The sequence below is a fragment of the Roseibium aggregatum genome (assembly GCF_017309185.1).
GTDB classification, from domain to species: domain Bacteria; phylum Pseudomonadota; class Alphaproteobacteria; order Rhizobiales; family Stappiaceae; genus Roseibium; species Roseibium aggregatum_B.
The window spans coordinates 2,268,022-2,283,755 of the sequence record NZ_JAEKJZ010000001.1 but is presented as its reverse complement, the minus strand read 5'-3'; the positions used below and the strand labels follow the sequence as shown (position 1 = coordinate 2,283,755).

At 60.4% G+C, this 15,734-nt stretch carries 13 protein-coding genes; 4 read left to right on the top strand and 9 right to left on the bottom strand.

Annotated elements, in window-relative coordinates; all coding sequences use genetic code 11:
- Positions 1–42 precede the first annotated feature (42 nt).
- From JF539_RS09875 to JF539_RS09840, 8 genes are all read right to left on the bottom strand, one after another.
- Positions 43–1,200: an ABC transporter permease gene (locus tag JF539_RS09875; protein WP_207140112.1), complete on the bottom strand. Its 1,158-nt coding sequence runs from the start codon at positions 1,198–1,200 to the stop codon at positions 43–45.
- Positions 1,197–2,123 carry an ABC transporter permease gene (locus tag JF539_RS09870; protein ID WP_207140111.1) on the bottom strand — a complete coding sequence of 309 codons (927 nt, stop codon included), beginning with the start codon at positions 2,121–2,123 and terminating at the stop codon, positions 1,197–1,199. The genes JF539_RS09875 and JF539_RS09870 overlap by 4 nt, the downstream gene beginning before the upstream one ends.
- A gap of 348 nt (positions 2,124–2,471) precedes the next feature.
- Positions 2,472–3,275 carry an ABC transporter ATP-binding protein gene (locus tag JF539_RS09865; RefSeq protein WP_207140918.1) on the bottom strand — a complete coding sequence of 268 codons (804 nt, stop codon included), beginning with the start codon at positions 3,273–3,275 and terminating at the stop codon, positions 2,472–2,474.
- Between the two features lie 317 nt (positions 3,276–3,592).
- Positions 3,593–5,050 carry a dihydropyrimidinase gene (gene hydA, locus JF539_RS09860; protein WP_207140110.1) on the bottom strand — a complete coding sequence of 486 codons (1,458 nt, stop codon included), beginning with the start codon at positions 5,048–5,050 and terminating at the stop codon, positions 3,593–3,595.
- Positions 5,051–5,106: 56 nt separating this feature from the next.
- Complete coding sequence (locus JF539_RS09855) at positions 5,107–5,865, bottom strand: endo alpha-1,4 polygalactosaminidase (protein WP_209017069.1); 759 nt, start codon at positions 5,863–5,865, stop codon at positions 5,107–5,109.
- Between the two features lie 84 nt (positions 5,866–5,949).
- On the bottom strand, positions 5,950–7,206 hold the full coding sequence (locus JF539_RS09850; protein ID WP_207140108.1) for a Zn-dependent hydrolase: 1,257 nt from the start codon (positions 7,204–7,206) through the stop codon (positions 5,950–5,952).
- A gap of 10 nt (positions 7,207–7,216) precedes the next feature.
- Positions 7,217–7,504: a cupin domain-containing protein gene (locus JF539_RS09845; RefSeq protein WP_207140107.1), complete on the bottom strand. Its 288-nt coding sequence runs from the start codon at positions 7,502–7,504 to the stop codon at positions 7,217–7,219.
- A gap of 64 nt (positions 7,505–7,568) precedes the next feature.
- Entirely contained in the window at positions 7,569–8,915 is a 1,347-nt protein-coding gene (locus JF539_RS09840; protein WP_207140106.1) for an aspartate aminotransferase family protein, read from the bottom strand.
- 467 nt (positions 8,916–9,382) lie between these two features.
- Between JF539_RS09840 and JF539_RS09835 the strand changes: the two genes are divergently transcribed.
- Positions 9,383–10,063 carry a TetR family transcriptional regulator C-terminal domain-containing protein gene (locus tag JF539_RS09835; RefSeq protein ID WP_207140105.1) on the top strand — a complete coding sequence of 227 codons (681 nt, stop codon included), beginning with the start codon at positions 9,383–9,385 and terminating at the stop codon, positions 10,061–10,063.
- On the top strand, positions 10,060–10,521 hold the full coding sequence (arfB, locus tag JF539_RS09830; RefSeq protein WP_207140104.1) for an alternative ribosome rescue aminoacyl-tRNA hydrolase ArfB: 462 nt from the start codon (positions 10,060–10,062) through the stop codon (positions 10,519–10,521). The genes JF539_RS09835 and arfB overlap by 4 nt, the downstream gene beginning before the upstream one ends.
- Positions 10,522–10,538: 17 nt before the next feature.
- On the opposite strand, the gene JF539_RS09825 is transcribed toward arfB, so the two are convergent.
- Positions 10,539–11,099, bottom strand: a complete 561-nt coding sequence (locus tag JF539_RS09825) for a TetR/AcrR family transcriptional regulator (protein ID WP_209017228.1) — start codon at positions 11,097–11,099, stop codon at positions 10,539–10,541.
- A gap of 259 nt (positions 11,100–11,358) precedes the next feature.
- Here JF539_RS09825 and JF539_RS09820 point away from each other — a divergent pair, with 259 nt between their 5' ends.
- Together JF539_RS09820 and JF539_RS09815 are read left to right on the top strand one after the other, a co-directional pair.
- Complete coding sequence (locus tag JF539_RS09820) at positions 11,359–12,597, top strand: efflux RND transporter periplasmic adaptor subunit (protein ID WP_207140103.1); 1,239 nt, start codon at positions 11,359–11,361, stop codon at positions 12,595–12,597.
- The gene (locus tag JF539_RS09815; protein WP_207140102.1) at positions 12,597–15,731 is read left to right on the top strand and encodes an efflux RND transporter permease subunit; all 3,135 of its coding nucleotides are present in this window, start codon (positions 12,597–12,599) and stop codon (positions 15,729–15,731) included. The genes JF539_RS09820 and JF539_RS09815 overlap by 1 nt, the downstream gene beginning before the upstream one ends.
- The last annotated feature ends 3 nt before the right edge of the window (positions 15,732–15,734 follow it).

Genomic DNA, 15,734 nt, shown 5'->3' with positions numbered 1-15,734 from the left:
AATGACAGGAACACGTAGCTTAGGGACTTTTCCGCGTTCAAGTCATCCCCTGATCGACGGGTGCCAGAAGGTCACGGCCCGTTCGAGCAAAGCGACGGCTCCGTAAAAGAGAGACCCGGCAAGTGCTGCGACGGCGATTTCCGCCCAGACCATGTCCACGTTCATGCGGCCGACTTCGGTCGAGATCCTGAAGCCCATTCCCACGATCGGCGTGCCGAAGAACTCTGCGACGATGGCTCCGATGAGCGCCAGGGTCGAGTTGATCTTGAGCGCGTTGAAGATGAACGGCATGGCCATCGGCAGACGCAGCTTGAAGAGGGTCTGCCAGTAACTGGAGGCATAGGTGCGCATCAGGTCGCGCTGCATGGCGTGCGATGCCGCAAGACCGCTGACCGTATTCACCAGCATCGGGAAGAAGGTCATGATGATCACGACGGCGGCTTTCGACGGCCAGTCAAAACCGAACCACATCACCATGATCGGAGCGACGCCGATGATCGGCAGGGCAGAGACAAGGTTGCCGACCGGCAGCAGTCCCCGGCGCAGGAACGGAATGCGGTCAACCAGAATGGCGACGAAGAACGCCGAACCGCAGCCGATGACATATCCGGCGAGAACCGCTTTCAGAAAGGTCTGCCGGAAATCCGCCCATAGGGTCGGGACGGAGGAGGTCAGGCGCAGCCAGATTTCGGACGGCGCAGGCAGAAGCACCTTCGGGACACCCGCTCCTGTGACGACGATCTGCCAGATAACCAGAAGCGTGATGCCGAATATGGCAGGGATCGCGAGGTTGACGAGACGCCTTGCGAAGGGTGAGCCGACTTTCCAGGTCGCCAGCCGTTCCACGAACAGCCAGGCGGAGGCCCAGGTCGCCGCCGTCAAGGCCCAGAACCCGGCTTTCGCGTCGCCTGCATGGTTGGAGGCCGTCGCGATCAGAAGCCAGGCGGCAACGGCCGTTACAAGTCCGAGAACAACGTCGCCGATCCGGTTGCGCATGAAGCCGAGTTCGTAGCGCACACCGGCGATCGCAAGGATGACAAGGCAAACGGAAAGACGCGGGACGTCCATGACGCCGAGATCGGGTTTAAAGATCGGAAAAATCAGACCGGCAATGACCATGGCAACGATGAACCACGCAAGAAGGGCCGCCATGTCGATCCGGCGTTTGGCTGTGGTGCTGGCTTGGGTACTGGGGGTCATCGCACCATTCCCATGCGTTTCAGGGTCAGTGTTTCGAGCAGTCCGATCAGGGCAACGAGCGTGCCCGCCAGGATTGCGGCCATGATGAGCGCCGACCAGATCTGGACGGTCTGTCCATAGTAGGACCCGGCCAGAAGGCGGGCGCCGAGACCGGCGACCGCGCCTGTCGGGAGTTCACCCACAATCGCGCCGACGAGCGAGGCGGCCATGCCGATCTTCATGGAGGTGAAGAGGTAGGGCACCGCATAAGGCAGGCGCAGTTTCCAGAATGTCTGGAGGCGAGAGGCGGAGTAGGTGTGCATCAGGTCCATGTGCATGATTTCCGGCGAGCGCAGGCCCTTCACCATGCCGACCGTTACGGGGAAAAAGGAAAGATAGGTGGAAATCATCGCCTTGGGCAGAAGTCCGGAGATGCCAACGGCGTTGAGCACCACGATGATCATCGGGGCAATCGCCAGGATCGGGATCGTCTGGGAGGAAATCACCCAGGGCATCAGGGATTTGTCCAGAACCTGCGAGTGCACGATGCCAACCGCCAGCAGGATGCCGAGCGTTGTGCCAATCAGGAAACCCAACAGTGTGGACGAAAGCGTTATGCCGCTGTGATAGACCAGCGAGCGTTTGGAGGTGATTTTCTTCTCCACCGTGGTGTTCCAGATCTCGACGATCACCTGATGCGGCGCCGGCAGAACCGGCCGCTCCTGTGCCAGGGTATCTGTCACGAGCTGGGATATCGGCACGTCTGTCAGGTCTGCACGCTTGTAGAGTTCCTCCTGGAACGGTGTGTTGAGGGCAACGGCGGCGATGTACCAGATGGCGAGAATTGCCGCGACCACGACGATCACCGGCCCGACGGTGCCGGAAAATAGGCCGGAAAAGGGATTCAGGCTGCTGCGGGACGGGGTGAGGGCTGTGTCTGTCATCTATTCTTGCCCTCTCGGTCATCCCATGGCGTGATCCATTGCTGTCCGGTAACGCGGCTACCTCCGGGTTTCCTGAGCGGTGCACCTTGATGCAGTTCCCCCCATTGAGGCGAGAGGGGAGCAAGCTGCGAAACCGAGCTGTGTCGCGCAGCCCCTGAAGATGGGAGAGAACCGGAGACGACAATGGCTTTCCCAATAAGCTGAGACCGAAACCGTAGTGTGGCGGGCTTCGTAACGGGGTTTGTTTTTCTGCTGTTCCTCGTGTTGAACCCGGACCTTTTGGGAACGCAAACGGGTTCGATTGCCGGATCGGATCCGGCATTGACCAGAGGAGGGAGCTTAATAGCCTCAGTCCTCATAGGAATGTCCCGCCTTCAACCCCTCGCGCACCCGGTGGGCGATCTTGAGGAATTCCGGTGTTTCGCGGACATCCAGGGTCCGGTCGCGCGGGAGGTCGCTTTCGATGACATCGTAGATCCGTCCCGGACGCGGGCAAAGCACCACAATCTTGGTGGAGAGAAAAACGGCTTCCGGTATCGAGTGGGTGACGAAGACGACTGTCTTGTTGGTCTTGGCCCAAAGCTGCAGAAGCTGTTCGTTGAGATGGTCCCGGACGATTTCGTCCAGGGCCCCGAAGGGCTCGTCCATCAGAAGAAGATCCGGTTCGACTGCGAGCGCACGGGCGATCGAGGCACGCTGCTGCATGCCGCCGGAAAGCTGCCAGGGAAACTTTTGTTCGAACCCGGTGAGGTTCACCAGCTCCATGTTCCTGGAAATGCGCTGCTGCTGCTCGGCTTTGGACAAACCCATGATCTCAAGCGGCAGGGCGACGTTTTTGGCGATGGTCCGCCAGGGGTAAAGGGCGGCTGCCTGAAACACGTATCCATAGGCACGTTTCAGACGGGCGTCTTCCGGTGAGACGCCGTTGACCGTGATCGATCCGTCCGTTGGCTGTTCCAGATCGGCGATGACGCGCAAAAGCGTTGTCTTGCCGCAGCCGGACGGGCCGATGAAGGACACGAAGTCGCCTTCGTCGATCTTCAGGTCGATATCGGACAGCGCATGCACAGGACCGTCATTGGTCTCGAAGGTAAGCGAGAGCCTGTCGATGTCGATCACCCGTTTCGGGCCGGTTTGCGGAGTGTCCACCATCGCGGTGTCCTTTGCGCTGGCTGGTGCGTTCATTTTAGTCCTCGTAGCACGAGTCTGGTCCGTTTCGGCAAACTCAACGATTGACGTGTCATTCGAAAAGACTGGTGCAATTGCAATCTTTTTCAAACGTTGAGGCGAGCTCCTGATTAACCTCGCCCGTTGGGAGAGGTCGGAGCGAAGCTCCGGGTGAGGGGGCGGCCGTTTCGCATTTCCTGGACGTTCGAGCCGTTCACCCCCAGCCCTCTCCCGATGGGAGAGGGAGCACTGGTCGTGCCATCCGTAAAGGCTTTGCCTGGTGGATCAGCAACGTCGTTTAGTCATACGCCGCTTGCCGGGATGCCCGTGCGCTCCACCTTACGCGGAGCGGTCAGTTCCTTCCAGGTGCTGAGGGCCTTGTTGACAGCCTGGAAAGGCTTGCGGGCAACGAATTCGCCGTGGCCCTGCTTGTGGTTGACGGTGCCGTCTTCCACCGCGACGCGGCCGCGGCTCAGCGTGTAACGCGGCAGGCCCTTGACCTTCTTGCCCTCGAAGACGTTGTAATCGATGGCCGACTCCTGGCTGGAGGCGGAAATCGTCTTTTCCTTTTCCGGGTCCCAGACCACCAGATCCGCATCGGCTCCGACCAGAACAGCTCCTTTTTTCGGATAGATATTCAGGATCTTTGCGATGTTGGTTGAAGTCACCGCAACGAATTCGTTGGGTGTCAGGCGGCCTGTGCCAACGCCGTAAGTCCAGAGCATCGGCAAGCGGTCTTCAAGGCCGCCGGTGCCGTTCGGGATCTTGGTGAAGTCGCCCACGCCCGTGCGCTTCTGGTCCGTGGTGAACGCGCAGTGATCGGTGGCGACCACCTGAAGCGACCCCGAGGCAAGGCCTGCCCAGAGGCTGTCCTGGTGCTTCTTGTCCCGGAACGGCGGAGACATGACCCGGCGGGCGGCATGGTCCCAGTCGGCGTTCTTGTATTCGCTGTCGTCGAGCGTCAGATGCTGGATAAGCGGTTCGCCATAGGCGCGGATGCCGTTCTGGCGCGCGCGGCGCACCGCCTCGTGGGCCTGTTCCGAGGACGTGTGGACGATATAGACCGGCACGCCGGCCATGTCGGCAATCATGATGGCGCGGTTGGTGGCTTCGCCTTCCACTTCCGGCGGACGGGAATAGGCGTGGGCTTCCGGGCCGTTGTTGCCTTCGGCGAGCAGCTTCTGCTGAAGCGTGGCGACGACGTCGCCGTTTTCCGCATGTACCAGCGGCAGGGCGCCGAGTTCGGCGCAGCGGGAGAACGACGCGAACATCTCGTCGTCATTGACCATCAGCGCGCCCTTGTAGGCCATGAAATGCTTGAAGGTGTTGATGCCCTTTTCCTGCACGACCGTCTGCATATCGTCGAAGACCTGCTCGCCCCACCAGGTGATCGCCATGTGGAAAGAGTAGTCGCAATGGGCGAGGCTGGACTTGTTGTCCCACATCTGCAGGGCCTCGAGTAGCGACTGGCCGGGCGAGGGCAGGGCGAAGTCAACCACCATTGTGGTGCCGCCGGCCAGCGCCGCGCGCGTGCCTGAATCGAAATTGTCGGAGGAGAACGTGCCCATGAAGGGCATTTCCAGGTGGGTGTGCGGGTCGATGCCGCCCGGCATGATGTAGCAGCCGGTTGCGTCCAGCGTTTCGTCACCGGCAAGGTTCGGGCCGATCTCGGTGATCTTGCCGTCCTCGATCTTCACGTCGGCTTCATAGGTCAGGTCGGCGGTGACCACCGCGCCACCCTTGATTACCTTGCTTGCCATTGTCGTTCCCCTTTTCTCGATGCTTAAAGGTCCGGCGCTTGCAACCGGAATGTTGTTCAGTTTTCGTCAGGACACCAAAGGGCCGGAGCCGTGAGGTCGCGGTCCTTCAGGATCATTGATAGTCCGTATTTTTCGGCCACCGTGCAGGCCTTGCTGAAATGGATCGGCCGGTCGGTATATTCCGCGTCGAAGACCGGTTTGCCCGCGTCGGCGTAAGCCAGATAGGACTTGCAGCTCCGGTCCTGGTAGCAGCTTTCGGCAATCGCGAAGTCAAGGCTGTCGACAAGGTCTCCGGTCAAGTCCGGGACGTTCTTCTGACCGATCTTCAGGCCGATGCCGTGGGCGGTTGCAGCCAGTAGGCGGACATAGGCGATGGAATGTTTCGCCGTCACCGGAAACCCGCTGTCGTTGTGATGCACATCCATGTTGTCCGGCTCGATTGCGTCGAAGCCCATTTCCTTGCAGCGTTGAAACCGTGCCGTCATGATCGGCAGCAGGACATCGAGCCGGCGAATGTCGAGAAACTTTTCGTCCGGCCAGTCGCCGTAGATCTTGCCGACGACGTCTTTCGGGAAGGCGGCCCTGTCGGGTGCCGTTCGTTCCAGGGTACCAACGCTGACGTAACAGATGGTCTTGATGCCCCTGGCCCGCAATCCGGCAAGATCTTCGGGCGTGACCAGATCCGGATGCAGGTCAAGAACCTGGACAGCACGGTTGAGGTCGGCGGGTTCCGTCAGTTGCCAGTCCCAACTGTCGCCCGCGGAAAAGGCGAGGGCAGATGCGGGCGCCAAAAACAGGCTGCCGGCAATCGCCAAAGCTTTTCCGTTAAAACCCATACCTTCAGCCGTTTCTCGATAGGAGGTCCCGGCGCAGGACCGGGACGCTCTCAAAGGTTCCGGTTACTCCACGATCTCCGCCGTCTCTACCACCGCGTGAAACAGAACATCGGTTCCGGCCTTGGCCCAGTCCCTGGAGATCTCTTCGGCCTCGTTATGGGAGAGACCGTCGACGCAGGGGCACATGATCATCGCCGTCGGGGCGACCTTGTTGACCCAGCAGGCATCGTGACCAGCGCCGGAAATGATATTCTTGTGGGAATAGCCAAGCCGTTCTGCAGCGCTGCGGATTGCCTCGACGCAGGTCTTGTCGAATTCGACCGGATCGAAACCGCCGACCTTTTCGAATTCCACCTCAAGACCCATGTCGTCGCAGATCTTTTTGGCCTCGATCTTGAGCCGGTCTTCCATGTCCTTGATCACGGCGATGTCCGGCGAGCGGAAATCGACGGTGAAGACGGTCTTGCCCGGGATCACGTTGCGGGAGTTCGGATAGACGTCGATATGGCCGGCGGCGCCGACCGCATGAGGGGCGTGCGACCAGGCGATTTCATCGACAAGCTGCAGAATGCGTGCCATGGCTAGACCGGCGTTCTTGCGCATCGGCATGGGGGTCGAACCGGTGTGGGCTTCCTTGCCGGTCACCGTCACCTGGGTCCAGGAGAGGCCCTGGCCGTGGGTGACCACGCCGATGTCCTTTCCTTCCGCTTCCAGGATCGGGCCCTGCTCGATATGGAGCTCGAACATGGCGTGCATCTGGTTCGCGCGCGCGCCGACTTCCTCGTCGCCGACCCAGCCGATGCGTTTCAGTTCGTCGCCGTATGTCTTGCCTTCCGCGTCTTCCCGCTCATAGGCCCAGTCCTGGGTATGAACGCCGGCGAAGACGCCGGAGGCGAGCATGGCCGGAGCGAAGCGGGTGCCTTCCTCGTTGGCCCAGTTGGTCAGCACGATCGGGTGTTTGGTCTTGATCCCGAGGTCGTTCATGGTTCGGATCACTTCCAGACCGCCGAGCACACCGAGAACACCGTCATATTTGCCGCCGGTGGGCTGGGTGTCGAGGTGGGAGCCGACGTAGACGGGCAAGGCGTCCGGATCGGTGCCGGGACGGGTCATGAACATGGTGCCCATGGTGTCGACGGCCATGGTCATGCCGGCGTCTTCGCACCATTTCTGGAAGAGCTTGCGGCCTTCGGCATCCTCATCCGTCAGGGTCTGGCGATTGTTGCCGCCGGCGACGCCTGGGCCGATCTTCGCCATTTCCATAAGACTGTCCCACAGACGGTCGGCATTGATCCTGAGGTTCTCGCCCGGAGCTGCCATTGCCACTCTCCTATTTCAGTTCGGTTTCGACGAAGGACATGGGCACATCCCCGCCGTTGATCACATTGTGTTCGACGCCTTCGTCGCGGCGGTAGACGGTTCCGGCCGGGATAAGCACCTCACGGGTCTCTCCACCCGGCTCCTCAAGCACCATGCGGCATTCGGTCAGCGTTGTGATCACGTAGTCCATGCCATGACGGTGCCAGCCGGTTTCCGCGCCCGGCTCGAAATCGAAGCGAGTCACCCGGACACGCGCGTCGTCGATCAACTGGCTGGCCGTTGCCTGAGGTCTTGTCATCGTTACTCTCTCACACTCAAAAGCTGGAAAGCGGCGGCGGTTTGAGGACCGCCGCCGGAATTCATCAGTCGATGGCGTTCAGTACATTGCGCAGCTTGTCGAACAGCTCGTCGATCTGCTCCTTCGAGATGATCAGCGGCGGCGACAACGCGATGATGTCACCGGTGGTCCGGATCAGAAGGCCCTCGTCGTAGGCCTTGAGGAAGGCTGAGAACGCGCGTTTGGTCGGTTCTCCGGCAATTGGTTCCAGCTCCACCGCCCCAATCAGGCCGAGGTTGCGGATGTCGATGACATGCGGGCAGTCCTTGAGGGCGTGAAGGCCGTCTTCCCAGTGCTGGGAAAGCTCGGACGCGCGCGTGAGCAGACCTTCTTCCTCATAGGTGTCGAGCGTGGCCAGGGCCGCGGCGCAGGCAAGAGGGTGAGCGGAGTAGGTGTAGCCGTGGAACAGTTCGATCATGTGTTCCGGACCGGTCATGAAGGCGTCGTAGATCCCGGAGGCGCAGAAGACCGCGCCCATAGGAATGACGCCGGAGGTAATGCCCTTGGCGGTGGTCACCAGATCCGGCGTTACGCCGAAGAAGTCGGTGGCAAACGGCGAGCCGAGACGTCCGAATCCGGTGATGACCTCGTCGAAGATCAGCAGAATGCCGTGTTCGGTGCAGATGTCCCGCAGGCGCTCCAGATAGCCTTTCGGCGGAATGAGCACGCCGGTCGATCCGGCCACGGGCTCGACGATCACGGCGGCGATAGTCGACGGGTCGTGAAGCTGGATGATGCGGATGAGATCTTCCACATATTCGGCACCGTTTTCCGGTATGCCGCGCGAGAAAGCGTTGCGTTCCGGGTCGTGTGTGTGACGCATGTGGTCGACGCCGGTCAGCAGCGTGCCGAAGGTCTTGCGGTTGGAAACGATGCCGCCGACGGAAATGCCGCCGAAACCGACGCCGTGATACCCCCGTTCACGCCCGATCAGGCGCGTCCGGGTTCCCTGGCCAATGGCGCGCTGATAGGCAAGCGCGATCTTGAGCGCCGTATCGACGCTTTCCGAACCGGAGTTGGTGAAGAAAACATGGTCGAGCGGCGAGGGCATCTTGGCGGCGAGCCGGGCGGCCAATTCAAATGCTTTCGGGTGGCCCATTTGGAAGGCGGGCGCATAGTCGAGTTCGGCGATCTGCTTCTGCACGGCCTCGACGACCTTGGGCCGGGAATGGCCGGCGTTGCAGCACCACAGACCCGCTGTTCCGTCGAGGACCTGGCGGCCGTCCGCGGTCGTGTAATGCATGTCCTTGGCGGCGACGAACATGCGCGGCGCCTTCTTGAACTGACGGTTGGCGGTGAACGGCATCCAGAAAGCTTCCAGATTGTTTGTGGCTGCCTGGTTCGGTGCAGCTGAAGATGCCGAAGATGACATGCGTCCTCCTTGCGGCCGTCAAGAGGTTCGGCCGCGGCTGGTTCTGAAGCGGTTTGCAGATCCGCTCCGAGCAGGCACCCGGCACGAACCACTCCCCGTGTTTTCCCTTAGCGTGTCAGGCAGGCGTAGCCCTCCAAACGAACGCCGATTTTCTCTGGTTGGCCCCATGGCCCGGACCGGTTGACGCCGGTTCTGTTTATGATGATCTCTTCCGTTCGAACCTTCAAGCGTTACCCGTTGCAGGCCGCAGAACGATCGACTAGGCTTCTGACCATCTGGTCAATTTACACTAGGAACGATTTGACCAAATGGTCAAGATGCAAATCCATTCGTCATGATTAATTTCCAGTCAAACAGGAATGGCGGCAATCGAGAGCTGCCGGAGCCTTTGGATTGACACAGGAATGCGGCTGTTGAGCCAAAGCGATGAAAAGGACGGCCTTCGGGGGTCGAAAATGGAATTATAGATGACAGGTCTCAACGAGCAGTCCAGGGAACCCTTCAAGACCGGCGGCATCAGCCGCATTCAGGAAAAGAACCGCTCCCTGATCCTGGAAGCCGCCCTGGGCGAATTCTCGAAGAAAGGGTTTTCCGGAGCAACGGTTGAACGGATTGCCGCGGAAGCCGGCATGTCGAAATCCAACCTGCTTTACTATTTCCCCTCGAAAGAAGCGATTTACAATGCGGCGCTGGCGCACATCCTCGAGGTCTGGCTCGCGCCCTTGAAAACGCTCGACCCTCAGGGGGAGCCGGCCGACGAACTGGCGGCCTATATCCGGCAAAAGATCGCGATGTCCGCGACCTATCCGGAAGCGTCCAGGCTGTTCGCCAACGAGGTGATGCAGGGAGCCCCGCAAATCCTGCCGATTCTCGAGACGAACCTGAAGCGTCTGGTGGATGAAAAATGCCAGGTCATCGAAGACTGGATCGCGGCGGGCAAGATACGGCGCATCGACCCGGTCCATCTGATATTCACGATCTGGGCAACGACCCAGCATTACGCGGATTTCTCGGTTCAGATCAAGGCGCTGACGGGCAAGGACCTGAGCGACGAGGATTTCCTGCGGGAGACGGAACAATCGGTCACGGCGATCGTATTAAACGGTCTCGGGATCACCTGGCCGCAAGCTGAACAAGGCGCGGAATGACGGACAGCCGGGAAGATCCGTTTGCCGCGTCGCGGATTTCCGTGACAGGTCGCCTGTTCATTCTCAAAGACGATATTACCGAGGATTTCATTCGTGCGTCGGGGCCGGGCGGCCAGAATGTCAACAAGGTGTCGACGGCGGTCCAGCTCCGGTTCAATCTGGCAGGAAACGAGACGCTGCCTCAGGAGGTTAAGGCGCGTGCGGAGAAACTTGCCGGCAGCCGGCTGACGCTTCAGGGCGAAATCGTTCTTCAGGCCGACCGGCACCGGACGCGGGAACGCAACCGCGAAGATGCGCTGGAGCGTCTGCTCGACCTGCTGCGCAGGGCCAGCGAAAAACCTAAACCCCGTAAGGCGACGCGCCCGACACTGGCATCGAAGCGACGCAGGCTCGATGCCAAGAAGCAAAGGGGCCAGGTCAAGAAACTGCGCGGCCGGACAGGGCGGGGGGACGATTGAGCGCGTTTCGGTGGCCCTCAGCGCGGCTGCAGGCCGTGGACCAGATGGGCGATGCTGTGTTCCAGGTAGGTTCGTATGTCGGAGATGCCTGAGGGGCCTTCAGGTGAATCAGGCCGGTAGAGCCGGGCGCCGACGAGAATGTCCATGAGGTATTTAGCCGTATCCCGCGGAGAGGAGGTCACGATCGTTCCCTTCTTCTTCTGCGTGTCGACCCAGTCCGCCAGAAGATCGAGAAGGCCGGCGCCGCAGTGTTTCCTGACCAGATCGCCCAGTTCGGGGTTCGCGATGGATTCGGCGAAAAACAGGCGCATTTCATCGATCTGTCTTTGATGCTCGGCGTCGGTCTGATCGACCTTGAAGATTTTTCTCAATGCAATATCGAGCGGGCAATCCTCGTCCATCTGCGTCAGGTCGACCACGTTCGACCGGTGCCGGATGGCCATTTGCGTAAAGAGTTCCGGTTTGGACGGAAAGACCTCGTAGAGCGTTCGCTTCGATATCCCCGCGTTGGCAGCGACCCTGAGCATGGTCGAGCCCTTGTAGGAATGTTTTTGAAACGTCCGGAAAGCGACATCCAGAATTTTTGACTTGAGCGTTTCGGTGTCATGGACCTTCTGGCGGCCCCTAGGACGGCATTCGCGAGGAACGGAGGCCTCTTCACCGGAACACTGCGAAACATTTCTGTTCGGTTTCGTGGAAATTTTCTCCTCCCAATCAGTTCGTTACATTTTGTTGCGGAAATTCGATTGACTGCCGCACTGCACAAATAATATTGGTACCAGAGGGTTTTCTAAACCTCAACAAAAGTCGCGTACCTGACAGGATTCGCTCCAACACATGCTTAGCACATTCTCTTTCGTCGCTTCGGGACGTTTCTCCTCCCTTTCCCGCGCGGCGCTGACAGCCTGCCTGTTTGTTTCGGCAATCACCGCTTCCGCCCCTCTTCAGGCGCAGCAGGGACAGGGTTCGGCACCGAAACCAGAGGTCGGTGTCGTCGAGTTGCATCCGCAATCCGTCGCGATCACCGCCAAGCTCTCCGGACGCACAGTGGCTTCGCTCGACGCCGAGGTCCGGCCCGAGGTCAGCGGCATCATCAAGGAACGCCTGTTCAAGGAAGGCTCCGAAGTGGAGGCCGATGCGGTGCTTTACCGGATCGATGACGAACTCTACAAGGCCGCACACGACAGCGCGGTTGCCGCCCTGCAAAAGGCCGAGGCGGCTCTGCCAAGCGCCGAGACGAAAGTCGACCGCTACAAGGAACTGATCACGCAGAATGCGGTTGCCAAACAGGAACTTGAGGACGCGCTGGCCGACCTTGCCCAGGCGAGAGCCGATATCGCGGCGGCAAAGGCCGATGTTCAAACCGCGAAAATCAACCTGGATCATACGGTCATCCGTGCACCGATTTCCGGACGTATCGAGGCTTCGACGCTGAGCGTCGGCGCGCTTGTCACGGCCAACCAGAGCGATGCCCTGACCACGATCCGTCAGCTCGATCCGATCAACGTCGATGTCACCCAGTCAAGCACCAACCTTCTCAATCTGCGGAAGGCGGTGAGGGAAGGGCGGATCAAGCTCAACGGAGACAATGTGACGGTCCGTCTGCTTCTTGAGACGGGTGAGGACTATCCCGAAGCCGGCAAGCTCGAATTCTCGCAGGCCTATGTCAATCCGACGACGGGCACCTATACCCTGCGCGCTGAATTCGCAAATCCGGAAAGACTGCTGCTGCCGGGCATGTATGTGCAGGCGGTCGTGGAAGAAGGGGTGGCGCAGGACTCCTATCTCGTTCCCCAGCGTGCTGTCTCTCGCAATGCCAGGGGGGAGCCCACCGCGTTGTTTCTCGGCCGGGACGGCAAGGTTGAAGAGCGCGTGCTTCAGGTCGGCGGCAATGTCGGCAACAACTGGCTGGTGAGCGAGGGGATTTCCGACGGCGACAGGGTGATTGTTGAAGGAACGCTGTTCGTCAAAGCGGGCCAGGAGGCAACCGGCGTGCTTGTCACCATCGACGAAACCACCGGCGAAGTCGGAAGCCGCGGCGAAACCCTGGACAATGCGGGCGAGGCGACCGACTGATGTCCGCGTTTTTCATTGACCGGCCGATTTTTGCCTGGGTAATCGCCATCGTGACGATGCTTGCGGGCGCGCTTGCCATCACCACCTTGTCCGTCGCGCAGTATCCTCAGATTGCGCCCACAACCGTCAACATCAACGCCAGTTATCCGGGGGCGGACGCTGAAACCGTCGAAAACTCCGTCACGAAGGTGATCGAACAGGGCATGTCCGGTATCGATCACCTGGACTACATGACGGCGACATCCTCCAATACCGGGCAGGCACAGATTTCTCTGGTCTTTTCCAACGACGCCGATCCGGATGTGGCTCAGATGCAGGTGCAGAACAAGCTGCAACTCGTCACCAGTCAGCTTCCGCAAATCGTGCAGAACACGGGCATCACCGTGACCAAGTCGACGACCGGCTTCCTGCTTGTGATCGGATTTGTGTCGTCGGATGGCCGTCTGACCTCTACCGACATCGCGGACTATGTGGACAGCACGCTGAACGACACGTTGAAACGGGTCGAAGGTGTCGGCGAGACCCGCCTGTTCGGCTCCGGCTATGCCATGCGAATCTGGCTCGATCCGGAAAAGCTTTTGAAATACAACTTGATGCCGAGCGATGTCAGCTCCGCCATCGAGGCGCAGAATACACAGGTTTCAGCCGGTCAGCTCGGCGGTCTTCCCCAGGTCCAGGGCCAGCAGCTCAATGCCACGGTCACCGCATCGAGCCGCCTGCAGACGGTTCAGCAGTTCCGCGACATCATCCTGAAGAGCTCCCAGGAGGGGGCCATCGTGCGCCTTAACGACGTCGCACGGGTGGAAATCGCCAACGAAAGCTACACGACGCTGGCCTCGTATAACGGCATGCCGGCCTCCGGTCTTGCCGTTAGTCTTGCCACCGGCGCCAATGCCATCGATACGGCGGAACGGGTACGCGACACGATCGAGCGTTTGTCCCCCACGCTGCCGGCAGGGCTTGAGGTTGTCTATCCCTACGACACCACCCCCTTCGTCGAATTGTCCATCGAGAAGGTGGTGCACACGCTGATCGAGGCGGTCGTCCTCGTCTTCCTGGTCATGTTCCTGTTTTTGCAGAACATCCGGGCGACCCTCATTCCCACGCTCGCGGTTCCGGTGGTGCTGCTCGGCACGTTCGGGGTGCTGGCGCTTTTCGGCTACTCGATCAACACCTTGACCATGTTCGCGATGGTGCTTGCCATCGGCCTTCTGGTGGACGACGCCATTGTCGTTGTCGAGAACGTCGAACGCGTCATGGCGGAGGAGGGGCTGTCGCCCAGGGAGGCGACCCGCAAGTCGATGAAGGAAATCACCGGAGCGCTGATCGGTATCGCGGTCGTGCTGTCCGCCGTCTTCGTGCCGATGGCCTTTTTCGGCGGTTCGGTCGGCGTGATCTACCGGCAGTTTTCGATCACTATCGTCTCGGCGATGATCCTGTCGGTCCTGGTGGCCCTGATCCTGACGCCGGCGCTCTGCGCGACAATTCTGAAATCCGGCAGTCATGGGCACGCCCGGGGACCGTTTGCCTGGTTCAACAAGGGATTCGACGCCAGCGCCAACGGTTATCGTGCCGCGAACGGATTCATCCTGAAGCGGAGCATTGTCTTTCTGATCCTGTTTGTCGGCGTGTCCGGCGCAATGGGCTGGATGTTCACCCGCTTGCCGAGCTCGTTCCTGCCGCAGGAAGATCAGGGTATCCTGATCACCAGCATCACGCTGCCGGTCGGCGCGACCCAGGGAAGAACGCTCTCCGTGCTCGACCAGGTCCGAAATCACTATCTCGAAAACGAGCCCGATGCCGTCCAGAGTGTCTTCACCGTCGCCGGGTTCGGCTTTGGCGGGCAGGGGCAGAACGTGGGCATCGCCTTCGTGCGAATGAAGGATTTCGCGGAACGCGAGGACCCGCGGCTGTCGGCTCAGGCGGTCGCCGGGCGGGCCATGGGCGCGTTTTCTCAGATGAAGGATGCCCGGGTTTTCGCCCTGGCGCCGCCGGCCATTCAGGGCATGGGCAATACCAATGGTTTTACGTTCTACCTTCAGGACATCAACGGTGCGGGCCATGACCGGCTGATCGAGGTGCGCAACCAGCTTCTCGGGATGGCGGCACAGTCCCCGAAGCTTACGGCAACCAGACCGAACGGTCAGGAGGACCAGCCGCTCTTCAAGGTGAATATCGATACGGAAAAGGCACGTCTTTTCGACTTGTCCATCACCGATATCAACAACACCCTGTCGATTGCCTGGGGGTCCGATTATGTGAACGACTTCATGGACCGGGGGCGGATCAAGCCGGTTTACGTGCAATCGGACGCGCCCTTCCGGATGCAGCCCTCCGATCTCGACCGTTGGCATGTGCGCAACGACGACGGCGACATGGTGCCGTTTTCCGCCTTCGCCACCAGCCGATGGACCTACGGTTCGCCCCGGCTGGAGCGCTACAACGGTTCGTCGGCCGTGGAGTTGCAGGGGCAGGCGGCCACCGGTGCGAGTTCCGGCGAGGGGATGAACGAGGTCGACAACCTTGTCGCCCAGCTTCCGGCCGGATTCGTGCATGAATGGACAGGGCTCTCTTTCCAGGAACGGTTGTCGGGAGATCAGGCGACCTCTCTCTACGCGATCTCGATCCTGATTGTGTTCCTCTGTCTCGCAGCTCTCTACGAAAGCTGGTCGATCCCCTTCGCGGTGATGCTGTCCGTGCCCATTGGTATCTTCGGCGCGCTGGCGGCCGCGTTGCTCTTCGGGCAGACCAACGACGTCTATTTCAAGGTGGGTCTTTTGACCACCATCGGTCTTGCGGCGAAGAACGCCATCCTGATCGTTGAATTCGCGATCGAGCAGCAAAGCCGCGGGAAAGGCCTGATCGAAGCAACGCTCGACGCGGCCCGCCAACGCCTGAGACCTATCCTGATGACGTCCTTCGCCTTTATTCTGGGGGTCACGCCCCTCGCAATCGCGACCGGTGCGGGGTCGGGTGCTCAGAACTCCATCGGCATCGGCGTCATGGGCGGCATGATCTCTTCGACCGTCCTGGGCATCTTCTTCGTGCCGCTGCTTTTTGTGACGGTGCGGCGGGTCTTCGGCGGCAAGAAGGCGGTGTTGCCGGGTGGTGCACCGTCGAGCGAAACGCTTTGAGGC